This window comes from Bradyrhizobium sp. YR681 (assembly GCF_000282615.1).
Classification (GTDB): domain Bacteria; phylum Pseudomonadota; class Alphaproteobacteria; order Rhizobiales; family Xanthobacteraceae; genus Bradyrhizobium.
The window spans coordinates 1-15,299 of the sequence record NZ_AKIY01000307.1 but is presented as its reverse complement, the minus strand read 5'-3'; the positions used below and the strand labels follow the sequence as shown (position 1 = coordinate 15,299).

The 15,299-nt window shown below is 64.6% G+C and carries 11 protein-coding genes; 8 read left to right on the top strand and 3 right to left on the bottom strand.

What is annotated here, in order from left to right:
- From PMI42_RS33450 to PMI42_RS33440, 3 genes are all read left to right on the top strand, one after another.
- The coding region (locus PMI42_RS33450) for an EAL domain-containing protein (RefSeq protein WP_008143364.1) at nt 1–432 on the top strand (432 nt) is incomplete at its 5' end.
- Between the two features lie 205 nt (nt 433–637).
- Entirely contained in the window at nt 638–1,939 is a 1,302-nt protein-coding gene (locus tag PMI42_RS33445; protein WP_008143362.1) for an MFS transporter, read from the top strand.
- A 157-nt stretch (nt 1,940–2,096) separates the two neighbouring features.
- Nucleotides 2,097–4,682, top strand: a complete 2,586-nt coding sequence (locus tag PMI42_RS33440) for an EAL domain-containing protein (RefSeq protein ID WP_035967369.1) — start codon at nt 2,097–2,099, stop codon at nt 4,680–4,682.
- A gap of 54 nt (nt 4,683–4,736) precedes the next feature.
- Here the strand turns inward: PMI42_RS33440 and PMI42_RS33435 are convergent, their stop codons facing one another.
- Both PMI42_RS33435 and PMI42_RS33430 read right to left on the bottom strand, forming a co-directional pair.
- Nucleotides 4,737–4,985, bottom strand: coding sequence for a hypothetical protein (locus tag PMI42_RS33435; RefSeq protein WP_008143359.1), 249 nt, complete (start codon nt 4,983–4,985; stop codon nt 4,737–4,739).
- An 18-nt stretch (nt 4,986–5,003) separates the two neighbouring features.
- Nucleotides 5,004–5,291: a hypothetical protein gene (locus tag PMI42_RS33430; RefSeq protein WP_157195861.1), complete on the bottom strand. Its 288-nt coding sequence runs from the start codon at nt 5,289–5,291 to the stop codon at nt 5,004–5,006.
- A 644-nt stretch (nt 5,292–5,935) separates the two neighbouring features.
- Here PMI42_RS33430 and PMI42_RS33425 point away from each other — a divergent pair.
- Genes PMI42_RS33425 through PMI42_RS33415 form a run of 3 tightly spaced genes read left to right on the top strand, consistent with a single transcriptional unit; the run spans nt 5,936 to nt 10,518 of the window.
- The gene (locus PMI42_RS33425) at nt 5,936–6,901 is read left to right on the top strand and encodes a class I mannose-6-phosphate isomerase (RefSeq protein ID WP_008143357.1); all 966 of its coding nucleotides are present in this window, start codon (nt 5,936–5,938) and stop codon (nt 6,899–6,901) included.
- Nucleotides 6,889–9,165, top strand: a complete 2,277-nt coding sequence (locus PMI42_RS33420; protein WP_008143356.1) for a glycosyltransferase family 4 protein — start codon at nt 6,889–6,891, stop codon at nt 9,163–9,165. Before PMI42_RS33425 ends, PMI42_RS33420 begins: the two co-directional genes overlap by 13 nt.
- 42 nt (nt 9,166–9,207) lie before the next feature.
- The gene (locus PMI42_RS33415; RefSeq protein ID WP_008143355.1) at nt 9,208–10,518 is read left to right on the top strand and encodes a glycoside hydrolase family 130 protein; all 1,311 of its coding nucleotides are present in this window, start codon (nt 9,208–9,210) and stop codon (nt 10,516–10,518) included.
- A 44-nt stretch (nt 10,519–10,562) separates the two neighbouring features.
- On the opposite strand, the gene PMI42_RS33410 is transcribed toward PMI42_RS33415, so the two are convergent.
- Complete coding sequence (locus PMI42_RS33410) at nt 10,563–11,174, bottom strand: TetR/AcrR family transcriptional regulator (RefSeq protein ID WP_008143354.1); 612 nt, start codon at nt 11,172–11,174, stop codon at nt 10,563–10,565.
- A gap of 130 nt (nt 11,175–11,304) precedes the next feature.
- Between PMI42_RS33410 and PMI42_RS33405 the strand changes: the two genes are divergently transcribed.
- Nucleotides 11,305–12,552, top strand: coding sequence for a cytochrome P450 (locus PMI42_RS33405; RefSeq protein ID WP_008143353.1), 1,248 nt, complete (start codon nt 11,305–11,307; stop codon nt 12,550–12,552).
- Nucleotides 12,553–12,828: 276 nt separating this feature from the next.
- Nucleotides 12,829–15,299 (top strand): AsmA family protein (locus PMI42_RS33400; protein WP_008143351.1); only part of this gene is annotated, 2,471 nt, incomplete at its 3' end.

The window sequence follows — 15,299 nt, the reverse complement described above, 5'->3', positions numbered from 1 at the left end:
CCCCCGCCGCAGCGGCTGGAGATCGAGATCACGGAATCGGTGCTGCTGGAACGCGGCGTCGAGAACCTCGCCTTCATGGAGCGGCTGAAGAGCATCGGCATCGAGTTCGCGCTCGACGATTTCGGCACGGGCTATTCCTCGCTCAGCTATCTGACCGCGTTCCCGTTCGACAAGATCAAGATCGACAAGTCGTTCATCCGCAACCTCACGCATCACCCGCGCTCTTCCGCCATCATCGCCTCGATCGTGACACTGGCGCGCGGGTTGGACATGTCGGTCACCGCCGAGGGTGTCGAGACCTCCGAGGAGTTCGAGCGGCTGACGGCGCTCGGCGTCAACTTTGCCCAAGGCTATTTGTTCGGACGCCCGCAGCCGGTCGAGCAGATCGCGTTCGACGAGTCCGGCCGGGCTTCGCAGCGCGACGCGGCCTGAGCGCGCGCCGCGCGGCCATGCGCACAAATCTGTCACCGTCGCCCTGAGGAACCCGCAAAGGCGGGCGCCTCGAAGATGTACCGCGACGAATCGCCTGTTCCTTCATTTCCAATTGTTACGCGCCACAACGGGCGTGCGTGAAAATCGCTTGACCCAAGCCTCCCCGGATGATCGGTAGTACTATCTAGGGATGAAACAAAACTCCATGCGTCTTCCGTTCTTCTACGGCTGGGTCGTGGTCGCGGTGACCTTCGTCACCATGGCCATCGGGGTCAACGCGCGCACTGCGTTCTCGCTTTTCTTTCCGCCGATCCTCTCCGAGTTCGGCTGGGAGCGCGGCATCACCGCGGGCGCGTTCTCGTTCGGCTTCGTGGCGTCCGGCGTGGCGAGTCCGCTGATCGGCCGCCTGATGGACCGCGCCGGTCCGCGCGCGGTGATGGAGCTCGGCGTCGTTCTGATGGGCGGCGGACTGCTGCTCGCCCCGCTCACCAGCCAGCCCTGGCATCTCTACGTGACCATCGGCGTCATGGTCGGCGCGGGCAGTGTGTGTCTCGGCTATTCCGGCCAGTCGCTGTTCCTGCCGAACTGGTTCATCCGCAAGCGCGGCTTCGCCATCGGCATCGCCTTTGCCGGCGTCGGCATCGGTTCGGTGACGTTGCTGCCGTGGGTGCAGCACATGATCGAGCAGACCGGCTGGCGTACCGCCTGCACCGCGATGGGCCTGCTCATCCTGGTCGTGCTGGCGCCGATCAATCTGCTGCTGCGCAGGCGCCCGGAGGATATCGGCCTTCAGCCCGACGGCGATGCCGCGCCGGCGGCGGGCGCGGCGGCTCCCATCTCCAACGTCGTCGATCCGGTCTGGGTCAATACCGACTGGACGCTGAAACGCGCCGTCGCGACGGCGCGGTTCTGGTGGATCGCGGTCGGCTATTTCTCCGGCCTGTACATCTGGTACGCCGTGCAGGTGCATCAAACGAAATTCCTGCTCGACATCGGCTTCAGCCCAGGTGTCGCGGTTTGGGCGCTCGGCGTGGTCAGCCTGCTCGGCATTCCCGGCCAGATCGTGCTCGGCCATGTCTCGGACCGGATCGGACGGGAATGGGTCTGGGCGATCAGCTGCGCGGGTTTTGTCATCTGCTTCGCCGCGCTGATCGCGTTGAAATATCAACCTTCGCTCTGGCTCGTCTACGTCATGGTGTTCGCGCAGGGCGCGCTCGGTTATGGCCTCACCTCGATCATGGGGGCCGTGGTGTTCGAGATTTTCCAGGGCAGGCACCAGGGCAGCATTTTCGGCATGATCATGCTGGCAGCCCTGGCCGGCGGCGCAGCCGGTCCCTGGCTCACGGGCTTCCTCTATGATCGCACCGGCGATTACACGCTCGCCTTCGCCATCGCCATGGTCGTGAGTGGCTTGTCGGCGCTGTCGGTCTGGCGCGCATCGCCGGGCAAGGTGCGGGCCGTGGCCGGCCGGCTGCACAGGCTCAAGCCTGACCTCGCTGCCGAATAGGTTCCGTACGCATCAAGATACCTTCGCCGTTTTCGCGGAACGTTAAGCATGTCGCCTCATGGCCCGGGGCGGCGGTGTTGCAAAAACGTCTTGGACACCATCGGAGCATTAGCGTCGCACCAATTGCCGCATTTTCCCGATGCCTCCGGGTCACACGATGTCCGCTTCCGATTGCCCAGTGACAGAAATTCCGGACGTGCTGCGCGCCGCGCTCGCATGCGCCGACGACGGCGTCGTCATCGTCGATGACGCCCATCGCATCACGCATTTCAACGGCGCCGCCGAGCGGATCTGGAAGCTCGCGCGCGCCGAGGTGCTCGGCCGCGATGCCGAAATCCTCACGCTCAGATGTCTTCAGGCCGAACCGGTTGTCGGCTTCCGGGACGAGATCAGCCTCGTGCGCGGCGACGGCAGCCGCATCAAGGCACTCGTGACGGTGTCGCCGGCGACCGTCGGCGGTGAGACCCATCACATCGTGTTCGCACGCGACGTCACCGCTGACGCGGAACGCCGCGTCAGGATCGGGCTTCTCCACGCCGTCTCGGACCAGACCAACCGCGCGGTCGTCATCACCGACGTCGAGCAGAACATCGTCTACGTCAATTCGGCGTTCACGGCTCTGTTCGGCTACACCAGCAAGGAGGCCGAGGGCCGCCGCGCCGCCGAGCTCATCGCCGGCCGGCATACCGATCGCAAGGCCGTCGCCAAGCTCGTCAAGCGCCTGATGACCGGCGGACGGCGCAGCGAAATCGAGACGCTCGCCTACGACAAGGACGGCGGGGAGATCTGGGTCTGCGCCAGGATCGATGCCTTCCGCGACAAGAAGGGCCGGGTCAGGCACATCTTCGCGCTGCTCGAGGACATCACCGAGACCAAGCAGCTGCGTTCGCTCCAGCAGCTCATCATGAGCTCGCTCGCCGACGAGGTTCCGATCAGCGACATCGCCGACAGGCTGTGTCGCCGGGTCGAGGAGATCGCGCCCGACGTCGTCTGCTCGTTGCTTCACGTCGATGCCGCGGGCCTGGTGCATCCGCTCGGCGGCCCAAGCCTGCCCGAGGACTATTCGCGTGCGCTGGACGGCATCGCGATCGGCCCCAATGTCGGCTCCTGCGGCACCGCCGCCTTCTATGGCGAGCCGGTTCTGGCCGAAGACATCGACACCGATCCGCGCTGGCAGCCCTACAAGGCCATGCCGCTCGAAGTCGGCCTGCGCGCCTGCTGGTCGACGCCGATCAAGGCCAAGGACGGCCGGGTCATCGCCACCTTCGCCTTCTATTTCCGCGAACCCCGCGCGCCGAGCAAATGGCATCGCCGCATCGTCGATGCCTGCGTCAATCTCGGCGCGTTCGCGATCGAGCGCAAGGAAGCGCGCGCCGAGATCGCGCGGCTCGCCTATCACGACATCCTCACCGGCCTGCCGAACCGCGCGCAACTGCGCAACCTGATCACGACAGCGATCGACGCCTGCCCGACCGGCAGCCATGTCGCACTCGCCTTCCTCGACGTCGATCATTTCAAGGACGTCAACGATACGCTCGGCCATGCCGCCGGCGACGAGCTGCTGATCCAGCTCGCGCAGCGCCTGCGCGAGCATATCGGGCCGGAAGACATGCTGGGGCGGCTCGGCGGCGACGAATTCGTCATCCTGCTGCCGCAACGGACCGCCGAGGGCGCCGAGCGCGTCGCGGCCGGGATCACCGAAGCGCTGTCTGCGCCCTTGCGGCTTGGATCCAGGCAGATGCAGATGTCGGCCAGCATCGGCATCAGCCTCTATCCCGACCATGCCACCGACATCGACACGCTGATGCAGCAGGCCGACGCGGCCATGTACATGGCCAAGCAGGCCGGACGCTCGACTCATCGCATCTTCAGCGCCGAGATGAACGGGCTCACCGAGCAGCGGCTGGCGCTGATCGCGGCGCTGCGCAAGGCTATCGCCGAGGGCGCGCTGACGCTGAGCTACCAGCCGCAGATCCGCAGCTGCGACGGCGGAATTCACGGCGTCGAGGCGCTGGCGCGCTGGCACGATGCCGTGCTCGGCGACGTCTCGCCGGCAAAGTTCATCCCGCTGGCCGAGGAGTGCGGCCTGATCGAGCAGATCGGCCTGTGGTCGGTGCGCGAGGCCTGCCGCCAGATGGCGGACTGGCGCCGCGCCGGGCTCAACATTCCCAGCGTGTCGGTGAATTTGTCGCCGATCAATTTCCGCAACGTCACGCTGGCCGCGCGGCTCAAGGACATTCTCGCCGAATACGATCTGCCGGCGGATGCCTTGATGCTCGAGATCACCGAAGGCGCATTCATGCAGGACAGCGTCGCCGCGCTCGAGACCATGAACGCGATCCGCGAGCTCGGCGTCGGGCTCTCGGTGGACGATTTCGGCACCGGCTATTCCAGCCTCAGCCGGCTCGCCCATCTGCCGATCCGCGAGCTCAAGATCGATCGCAGTTTCATGCGCGATATCGAGCGTGATGCGGGCGCCGTCGCCATCGCCACCGCCGTGGTGCGCGTCGGCCAGGGCCTCGGCATGACCGTCGTCGCCGAAGGCGTCGAGACCGAAGGTCAGCGCAGGACGCTCGCCGAGCTCGGCTGCGACATCGTCCAGGGCTTTCTGTACGCGCCCGCACTGGCGCCCGTCGCGTTCGAGCGCTGGCTGATCGAGCACTGCGCCGAGCAGGCGAGGGCGATGCTGGGGCGGCTGGACCTTGCGGCGGCGGGTGCGGGTGAGGTGAGGCGGTCGGCGTAGGCGCGCGGCTTGTCGCGTTGCACGGCAGGGACCCAGGCGCCATGCCCATGGCAATCACATCGCATTATAGCGCGCCGCACTTCTGACCGCATCGTCGATCTCACCAGCCAGCTCGTCTGCGCCGATCCGATGCAGATCGGTTGCCAACGACGATGCCTGCTCGGCGCTCATCGAGAGCGGCTGGTCAATCTCATAGCTGAATTTGATCCGCCAGATCGCGCCGCGATTTCGATGAGGCTCGATCAGCGCCACTGGAAGATCGGGCAAGCCATTCTGCAACAGCAGCAGCGACAAGTTGGTCATTGGAGCCAACGCATCAAGTTACTCCAATCGTAGCTGGCTTGCTTTTGGTCGCTTTTGATGTCGTGGCAACGCATAGTGAATGGTCAGCAGGCTCGGCTTGCCGTCATCGAAGATCAAGTGATCCGTCAAGGCCATTTCCGCTCGCATCGCGTTGCAGCAGAAGATCATCCACGGATCGAAAAGGGGGAGCTTGCTCACGGACCGGTAAAGCTCGCCACATTCGATGGTCAGGTCCTGTCGGCCTTCCGCGCTCGCCAGTTCGAACCGGGATCGAATCTCTTGCCGGAAATGATCCATTGAAACCATGCGACATCCGATAGCCTCTCCGCAAGGCGGATCGGCCAGCCAGGGTTGGGATTGAGCAAGTGTCCCTCGTCAACTCAACCGTCAGGTCTCGTGACCATAGAGCAATGCCAACACAAAGATACAGCTAATAAAGCCAATCTGGTTGATGCTCTCGTCTCGCTATTGGGCGATGACGTTCCTATATGCTCGCTATCACCGCCCGCCCTAGGCCGTTATCGGTGACTGAGAGCATTACGCTCCCGCCTCGACCTGGAAGGCGGTTGGATGTCCGATATCCCAGAATTTAAATCTCGTGAGGGGTTGGTGGCTCCGGTGCCGCTGCCGGTTTCATGGTTCCGTCGGTCGCCGCGTCGGCCTTGAGGCATCGGGCGTCCAATTTCAGGTGATCTGCAGCAGCGATCTCGCACGCAGATCGGTCAGGAGGCGACTTGGCAAATACCGCAACGATCCGAAACTCGAACGGACTTCCGGCCACATTCACTGGATCGAAAACCGGGCAGGACGACGCTCCGTTTGTTTTCGTCAGAGTCGGTGGTGAAGAACGCCGCATGCGACGGGCTGAATGGGATTCGCTTCCGCCCTGGACTGGCCCACGTCCTGCAAGAATGGTCGACGACTGAACGCACGGCTTTCGGGAGGTCCGCGTGACGATCGAACATGCCATCGTGCGAACCAAGCCGAAGCCCTGGGGAAGTCGCGATCTGCGTCCCTGGAGTCTCGCGTCGACGGGCGACGGCCCGATCGGGGAATTGTGGTTTGAGCGCCCCGGTCTTGCAGCGCCCAAGACGGCGTTGCTGCTGAAAATGCTCCTCACCACCGAGCCGCTATCGATTCAGGTTCATCCGGATGATGCGTTCGCGCGCTCGATCGGACTTGCCAACGGCAAGACGGAAGCCTGGTACATTGTCTCCGCCATCCCCGGCGCCAAGGTCGCGGTCGGGCTGAACTATCCGCGCTCCGCCGCCGCGTTGCGAACCGCCATCACCGATGGCTCGATCGCCAATATCGTGCATTGGCATCCGGTTCGCGCGGGCGTCGTCATTTTCATTCCCGCTGGAACCATTCACGCGATCGGAGCTGGCATCGTGCTCGTCGAAATCCAGCAGCACAGCGACGCCACGTTCCGGCTGTTCGACTACGGACGAGAGCGCCAGCTGCACATCGAAAATGCCGTTGCGGTGGCGACGCCGGGCCCTTGCAGGACCCAGGCGCCTCCCGAACGATTGAGCGGCGCGCGAATGGCGCTCACGGTCAATTCCTACTTTGTCATGGAGCAAATTGACCTTGCTCCTGGTTCCGTGTGGACGCTCGACGCACCGAAAGAGACCTGGCTGCTGGCGATCGAAGGTCACGCCCAACTCGGCTCGATGAGGCTGGAGCCGGGTGAGGCCGCTTTCCTGGAAGCCGACCATGCGGACATCGAGGCAGGTGCGAGCGGGTTGAGAGCGCTATTGGCCTATCCCGGCCCGAACGTAAACCATGGGGCGTTGACGGAGCGCAGCGTCGCGGGCGCCAGCCGCGCGCCATACGCTTCTCCGAGCGCCCTGGTGCCGACCTCCTTCGAGACTGCCGCGCTCAAACCATCGGAGACGCCCAATTGGCTGCCGTAAATCGTATCGCCTTCATCGGAAACTCGCTTCCCCGCCGCTGTGGCATTGCGACCTTTACCACCGACTTGCAGAGCGCCATTGCGGCCTCCCGAGGTGATCTGGAGACGGTCATCGTTGCGATGACCGATCACGGCCAGGTCTACGATTATCCTCCTACCGTGGGCTTGGAGATCAACGACGACCGGCAGGATGATTATATCCGTGCGGCCGCCTACCTGAACAGCGGCGGTTTCGAGGCCGTTTCGCTGCAGCATGAATTCGGCATTTTCGGCGGCGAAGCCGGAGGTCAGATCATGAGCCTCTTGTCACGCCTGACCTTACCGGTCGTGACGACGCTGCATACGGTCCTGTCCGAGCCAACGGAGGTGCAGCGCGACGTCATCGCGCGCATCGTCGAGGTCTCATCCAAGGTCGTCGTGATGGCCGAGAAAGGCCGGGAGTTGTTGCGCTCGGTCTATCACGTGGCTGACGAGAAGATCGAAATCATCCCGCACGGCATCCCGGAATTCGCATTCGTCGAACCCGACGCGGCCAAGGCTGCACTCGGATTTGGCAACAAGTCGGTCATCCTGACATTCGGGTTGCTGTCGCCGAACAAGGGCATCGAAGTCATGATCGATGCGATGCCTTCGATTCTGAAAACACGCCCCGACGCCGTTTACGTCGTGCTCGGTGCGACGCATCCCAACCTCGTGCGCGATCAGGGCGAAGCCTATCGCGAGGCCCTGATGGCGCACGCGCGCCAGGCCGGAGTCGAGCGCCACGTGGTGTTTCTCGATCAATTCGTCGATCAGAAAACGCTGCTCGATTTCATCTCGATGTCCGACGTCTACGTAACGCCGTACCTCAATGAAGCCCAGATGACGTCAGGCACGCTTGCCTATAGCTTCGGCCTCGGTAAGGCCGTGGTTTCCACGCCGTATTGGCATGCCCGCGAGCTGCTCGCCGATGGCCGCGGCATTCTGGTTCCCTTTGGCGACGCAGCAGCGCTTGGCACCGAGATTGCCAAGCTGCTCACCAACGACGTGCTTCGACAGGCGATGCGCAAGCGGGCCTATTCGAGCAGCCGCGCAATGACATGGGAGAGGACCGCCGAACGCTATATGTCGGTCTTCGAGAATGCCGGGCGCCGGCATCGGCTCAAGACCATTGCGCGCACGGATACCAGCACGTTGCTGCGCGACAGCCGCGCGCCGCCGGAGATGCAACTCGACCATTTCCTGTCGATGTGCGACGACACGGGACTGTTTCAGCATGCCGTTCATAGCGTGCCGGACCGTGCCCACGGCTATTGCGTCGACGACAATGCCCGCGCGCTGCTCGTGGCCTGCGCGCTCAACAATCCGGGCGAACAGCGGCTGCCGGAAGCCCTGACTGCGCGATTTGCCGCCTTCGTCCAGCATGCCTGGAATCCGGATACACGACGGTTTCGCAATTTCATGGGCTTCAACCGCTGCTGGTTGGAGGACAGGGGATCTGAGGACAGCCACGGACGAACGCTCTGGGCGCTGGGCGTGTGCGCGCTGACCGATGCCAATTTGTCGCGCCGCTCATGGGCCGCGGCGCTGTTTTCCGAAGCGATGGCGACGGTGGAAAGTTTCAGGTCGCCCCGTGCGTGGGCGTTTGTGTTGCTTGGGCTCGATGCTTACTGCTCGGCTGTTCCGGACGATCTCCGTGCGACCCGCCTGCGTGCCGTGCTTGCCGATCAGTTGAGTTTGATCTTCGACATCGTGGCGACGGGCGATTGGGTCTGGTTCGAGGATGGGTTGGCCTACGACAACGCGCGCTTGCCCCAGGCGTTGATCGTGACCGGCATGGCCAGCAAGACATCGCGTTATGTCGATATCGGCCTGGAGTCGCTGCGCTGGCTCGTGAAACGACAGACTTCCGCGAAGGGCCAGTTCCGCCCGGTCGGCACGGCGGGATTTGGTGATCGCCGCCAACCGCCACATGCCTTCGACCAGCAGCCGCTGGAGGCCGCGGCGACCATTGCGGCATGCCTCGCCGCGTGGCGGGCCGTTCACGACGTCGAGTGGAAAGCCGAAGCCGCACGAGTCTTCGCGTGGTTTCTGGGCAGCAACGATTTGTCGGCCTCGCTGGTCGACCTGGAAACCGGAAGCTGCCGGGATGGCCTGCATCCCGACCGTCCCAATGAGAACCGGGGAGGGGAATCCGTCGTGTCGTATTTGCTCGGGCTCTCCGAGATTCGACAAATTGCCCGCCTCAGCGAAAGCCGCGCCAAGCCTGCTCCGCTGGTCGCCTGACCGCGCCGATAGCGATTCCTCCTTCAACCAACCGAGGCCGTCTTGTCGCAATCTCCCTTCCTCAAACGCCAAGCCCTTCAACTTCGGCCAGATCCGAGCCGTGTGCTCGTTCGGCCTTTCAAGCCGGCCACGGAGCCGCGCGATCTCAATCCGACGGACAAGACCCGCGCCAACCATATCGTCGAACGGGTCCTCGCGCTCGACGCCGAGACGGCCGACCGTCAATTGGCCGACGTTCTCGAGAACTTCCTCGGCCGTCACCGCAACCTGTTGCAGACCTTCGAGGCACGCGCCTCGGAAATGGAGGAGGCGCTGGCCGACCATGCTGTCTTTACACAGGTGCAGCGCCAGCTCGTAGGGGCCTATTTTCTCAACGAGTATTCGTTCGAGGCCTCGGCGCTCTTCAATCCGAGCATCGTGCCGCATCCCGATCAGTCCGGAACGCCGGAAGGCAGTCTCCGCTTCATCCTCAGTCTTCGGGCCGTCGGCGAGGGCCATGTGTCATCCCTGACATTTCGCTCGGGGGTCATTGCGGCAGACGGGGCCGTGACCATCGACCCGACGGCGCGTCTTGCATCCAGTCCCGATCTTGTCAGGCAGACACCGGGTGTCGGCGGCGACGATATCGACGTCACATTCGCGGCCGGAGACGTTTTGAGCGAGCGGGTGATTTTTCCGGTCACCGAAGCGCAGTCGAACGGGATCGAGGATGCCCGCTTTGTGCAATTCAGCAGCGGCGGAAAGACGGTCTACTACGCGACCTACACCGCCTATAGCGGACGGGCGATCCGCTCGGAGCTGATCGAGACATCCGATTTCGTGTCGTTCCGGCTATCGACCTTGAAGGGCAATGCCGCGCGCAACAAGGGCATGGCGTTATTCCCGCAAAAGATCGACGGGAAATATGCAATGATCGCGCGCCAGGACAACGAAAACCTCTATCTGATCCTGTCCGACGATCTCCACACGTGGGATGGCGGCCAGCCGATTCTCAAGCCTCGATACCCCTGGGAATTCGTGCAGATCGGCAATTGCGGATCACCGATCGAGCTCGACGTGGGGTGGCTGCTTTTGACGCACGGCGTCGGCCCTCTGCGAAAATATTCGATCGGGGCCGCGCTGCTGGACAAAAAGGATCCTTCGAAGGTGCTCGGCCGCCTGCGTGAGCCGCTCTTGCGCCCGGACCCTTCCGAACGCGAAGGGTATGTTCCGAACGTCGTCTATACCTGCGGCGCGATGCGCCATCGCGACAAGATCATCTTTCCGTATGCGGTCTCGGACACCTTCTGCAATTTCGCCACGATCGAGATCGCCTCGCTGATTGCGGCAATGGACAATATCGAACGGCACTAGCCATTATGGAGATCGATCGGGTGCGAGGGCGAACCTGACCGCCCTTACCCCGACGCCAACCCTGTCCTTCGCCTCAAATCCGTGATCGCCCGCAAAAAGCTGTCTGCCGGCGTTGTCTCCGGATCGATCAATCGGTGCAGGCGAAAGCCGTCTTCCAGCGCGAGCACGATTGAGGCCATCCATGGCGGGTCCAGCCGGTCGTTCCGCCCGTTGCTCTTCAACGTCGCCTCCACGATATCCGCAATCAGCTTGCGACGCGCGCGCAGGCGCTTTGCCAGTTCCGGGCGGCGCTTCTCGGCGCGGGCGACGAACAGGATCATTTCCATGTGGAGCAGGGGCGAGCGGCCGAGCGGGTCCTGCCGGGTGCGGTCCATCGACTTCAGCGCGGCGATGAAATCGTCGAGATTGTCGTGCTGCGCGAGGATATCCATGTTGCGCCGGATCGACTGCTCGACATGGTCTTCCAGCATGGCGATGATCAGTTCGTCCTTGCTCTTGAAGTTGGAATAGAACGCGCCGCGGGTGAAGCCGGCGGCGGCCGCGATCGCCTCGATGCTGGCGCCGCCGATGCCGTCGTCCTCGAACACGCGCGCGGCCGCCTCGAACAATTTGTCCCGCGTATCGTCCCTGGTCGGCCTGGTTCTCACCCTTGACATCGCGCCAGGTTAGGGCAGAATGCAACTCGATACAACAATGTATCGAGTTGATAATTTCAGGGATGGTTACGCCGGGCTTGGGGGCAGCCTTGCGTATTCGTGTCATGCGGCAACCGGTTTTGAGGTCACCATGAACGAGCAAGTGCAACCCACCCAGGTTGAACCCAGCGGCGGCGCGCCGCTGTTCAATCCGCTGTCGCCGGATTTCATCCGCGATCCCTATCCGCATTACGAACGCCTGCGCACGAGCGATCCGATCCACGTGACGCCGTTCGGCCATTTCCTCGCCAGCCGCCATGCCGATGTCAGCCTCGTGATGCGCGACAAGCGCTTCGGCAAGGATTACGTCGAGCGCTCCAAGCGCCGCTATGGCCCGCAGATCATGGACGAGCCGGTGTTCCGCAGCATGAGCCACTGGATGCTGCAAGCCGATCCGCCCGACCACACCCGCCTGCGCGGCCTCGTGGTGAAGGCCTTCACCGCGCGCCGGGTCGAGGACATGCGGCCGCGCATCCAGGAGATCGTCGACCAGGCGATCGATGCCGTGATCGAGCGCGGCCACATGGACCTGATCGAGGATTTCGCCTTCCGCCTGCCCGTCACCATCATCTGCGACATGCTCGGCATTCCCGAGGACCATCGCGAGACCTTCTACAAGAGCTCGCGCGATGGCGGGCGGCTGCTCGATCCCGTGCCGCTCACGCCGGAGGAGATCGCCAAGGGCAACGCCGGCAACATGATGGCGCAGATGTACTTCCAGCAGCTGTTCGAGCTGCGCCGCAAGAACCCCGGCGACGACCTCATCACCCAGCTGGTGCAGGCCGAGGAAGACGGCAACAAGCTCACCAACGAGGAGCTGACCGCCAACATCATCCTCTTGTTCGGCGCCGGCCACGAGACCACGGTCAATCTGATCGGCAACGGCCTGCTCGCGCTCCACCGCAATCCGGACCAGCTCGCGCTGCTCAAAGCCCGGCCGGAGCTGATGGTGGGCGCGATCGAGGAATTCCTGCGCTATGATTCGTCGGTGCAGATGACCGGCCGCGTCACGCTGGAGGACATCGAGGATCTCGGCGGCAAGCGAATTCCCAAGGGCGAGACCGTGCTCTGCCTGCTGGGCTCCGCCAACCGCGATCCGGCCGTTTATCCAGACCGGCCCGACCAGCTGGACGTGACCCGCCAAAACGTGAAGCCGTTGTCCTTCGGCGGCGGCATCCATTTCTGCCTGGGGGCCCAGTTGGCGCGCATCGAGGCCGAGATCGCCATTGCCACGCTGTTGCGGCGCCTGCCGGATCTGCGTATCGACGACGTCGAGAACCCCAAATGGCGGCCGACCTTCGTGCTGCGCGGCCTGACGCAGCTCCCCGCCAGCTGGTGATTGCCTGGTCCTGCGAGCACTTTTCCTCATCCTGAGGAGCGGCGGTCGTCTCGAAGGATGAAAGGCCCCGCTGCATCCAGGCGGCGACAGTCGGGCCTCGCCCTTCGAGACGGCCGCATTCTGCGGCCTCCTCAGGGTGAGGGGCGGGCCGTGGCGTTAACCTCCGCGCGCAACAGTCGCTGTGACTTCGCCACACTTCCCCCTATATAAGGGGCTGTTCCGGCGCGCCTGAGGCCCTCAGGTTGGGCCCGGGCCGGTTTGGCCGAGGGGAGACCCGTGCAGACGACACTGCTCGGATTGGCGATTGCCTTTATCTTAGCGCTTCTGGCTGCGCTGATCGGGCCTTACTTCATCGACTGGAACCAGTTCAGGCCCCAGTTCGAGGCGGAGGCTGGCCGGATCATCGGCGTGCCGGTGCGGGTGGCGGGCGAGCTCGACGCGCGGCTGCTGCCGGCGCCGACCCTGCGGCTGCGCGCGGTCACCTTCGGCGGCAACAACGACCTCGGCCGCCTGCGCGCCGAAAAGCTCGACGTCGAGTTCAGCCTCAGCTCGCTGATGCGCGGCGAATGGCGCGCCACCGAGCTGACGGTCAACGGCATGGCGGTGGACCTCGGCCTCGATGCCCGGGGACGGGTCGATTTGCCGTCCACGGCAAGCGGCACCTTCAATCTGGCCTCGCTGGCCATCGAGCGGCTCAACCTCACCGGCCGCATCGCCCTGCATGATGCCGCCAGCCGCTCGACCCTGGAGCTGAACGACATCGCCTTCTCCGGCGACGTCCGCTCGCTGGCCGGCTCGGTGCGCGGTGACGGCCGTTTCACCGCAACCGGGGTGCGCTATCCCTTCCGCATCTCCTCCGGCCCGAGCGCCGACGGCAGCGCCACCCGTCTCCATCTCAACATCGATCCCGGCGAGCGCGCCATCCTCGCCGATCTCGAGGGCGTGCTCGCCTTCGACAACCGCCTGCCGAAATTCGACGGCGCGCTGACGCTGGCCGTGCCCGCCGCGAAGAAGGCCGGCGAGGCCGGGCCGACGCCGTGGAAGCTCACGACCAAGCTCAAGGCCGATCCGGCCGGCGCCAAATTCGACCAGATCGATGCGAGCTTCGGCCCCGATGACAATGCGTTGAAAGTCGGCGGCGTCGGCGACCTCAGGTTCGGCGCCTCACCGCTGCTGCGCGCGGTGCTGTCGGCGCGCCAGATCGATGCCGACAAGCTGGCCGGCAAGGACGATGCCGAGCCGCTGCGCATCCTGCCGGCGCTGCGCGCAGGGCTGGCTGCGATCCCGCAGGCGCCGATCCCGGCGCAGATCGAGTTCAACTCCGACCAGATCATGCTCGGCGGCCGTCCGCTGCAGAACATCGCGGCCGAGCTTCGGACCGACGGCCGGTCCTGGACCTTCCAGCGGCTCGAGCTGCGCGCGCCCGGCATGACGCAGCTCTCGCTCAACGGCTCTGCGCCCGGCGCCGACAGTTTCAGCGGCCGTCTCAGCGTCGAATCGTCCGATCCCGATACGCTGGTGGCCTGGCTCCAGGGCCGCAGCGAGATCAACCGCCGCAGCACGCGGCCGCTGCGCCTTGCCGGCGACGTCACCATCGCCGCCAACCATCTTGCCATCGACAGGCTGAAAGCCGACATCGAAGGCGGTGCGGTCGAGGGCCGCATCGGCTTCGTGCAGACGGGCGCCAGCAAGGGCTCGCGGATCGATGCCGAGCTCAAGGCCGACCGTCTCGACCTCGACGCCGCCGCGAGTTTTGTCCGTGCGCTGGCCGGCCCGCAAGGCGAATGGCCGGAGGAGGCAAAACTCTCGCTCGATATCGGCCGCGCCATCTCCGCCGGCCAGGAATTGCGGCCGTTCGCGGCAAAACTCGGCTATGGTCCGAATGCGTTGTCGCTGGAGCAATTGCGGTTCGGCCAGACCAGCGGCGTGACCACGGAGGCGAGCGGCAGTTTCGATCGCACCAGGGCCACCGGCAAGCTCGCGCTGAAATCCTCGGCCAATTCGCTCCGCGAGCTCACCGCGCTGCTCGAGCCGTTTGCGCCGTCGGTGCGCGCACGCTTCGATGCCCTCCCGTCACTGCCGGGCGCGACCCGCCTCAAGCTCGATCTCAGCCTCGACAAGAACGCCGAGCATGCCGATCGCAGCGACGCCCGCGCCGTGCTCGATCTCGACGCGCCGCAGCTCAGGGCCACCGCGACGCTGGCCGCGCAGACGCCGCTCGCGGCCGTCAACGGCATCGACATCGACAAATTGCGCAGCAGCGACTTCTCGCTGGAGTCGAAGGTCTCGACGCCGCAGGCCGGTGCCTTGCTCGCGCTGTTCGGCCTCGATCGCATGGTGGCCGCGGGCGAGGGCGCCTCGCAGTTCGAAGGCAAGCTGAGCGGTGCCTGGCGCCGCCCGCTGCAATTGAATGCAAAGCTCAGCGGCGGCGGGCTCGACGCGGACGCGCAAGGCAGCGTCGAACTGTCGGAGCCGAAAGCGAGTGTGAATCTGCGCGTGCGCAACGCCAACCTCGCGCCGCTGTTCGGCACCGGCCCGGCCGACAAATCGGCGCAGAGCGTCAGCCTGTCGTCCCGCGTTGGCCTCTCGGGCAATCGCCTGACCTTCGACGATCTCGACAGCAGCGCGGCCGGCTCGCATCTGCGCGGTCATCTCGCAGTCACGCTCGACCAGGAGAAGAGCGTCGACGGCGAGGTGGGCCTCGATACGCTCGATCTTGCGCCCGCGCTCGCGATGGCGATCGGCGC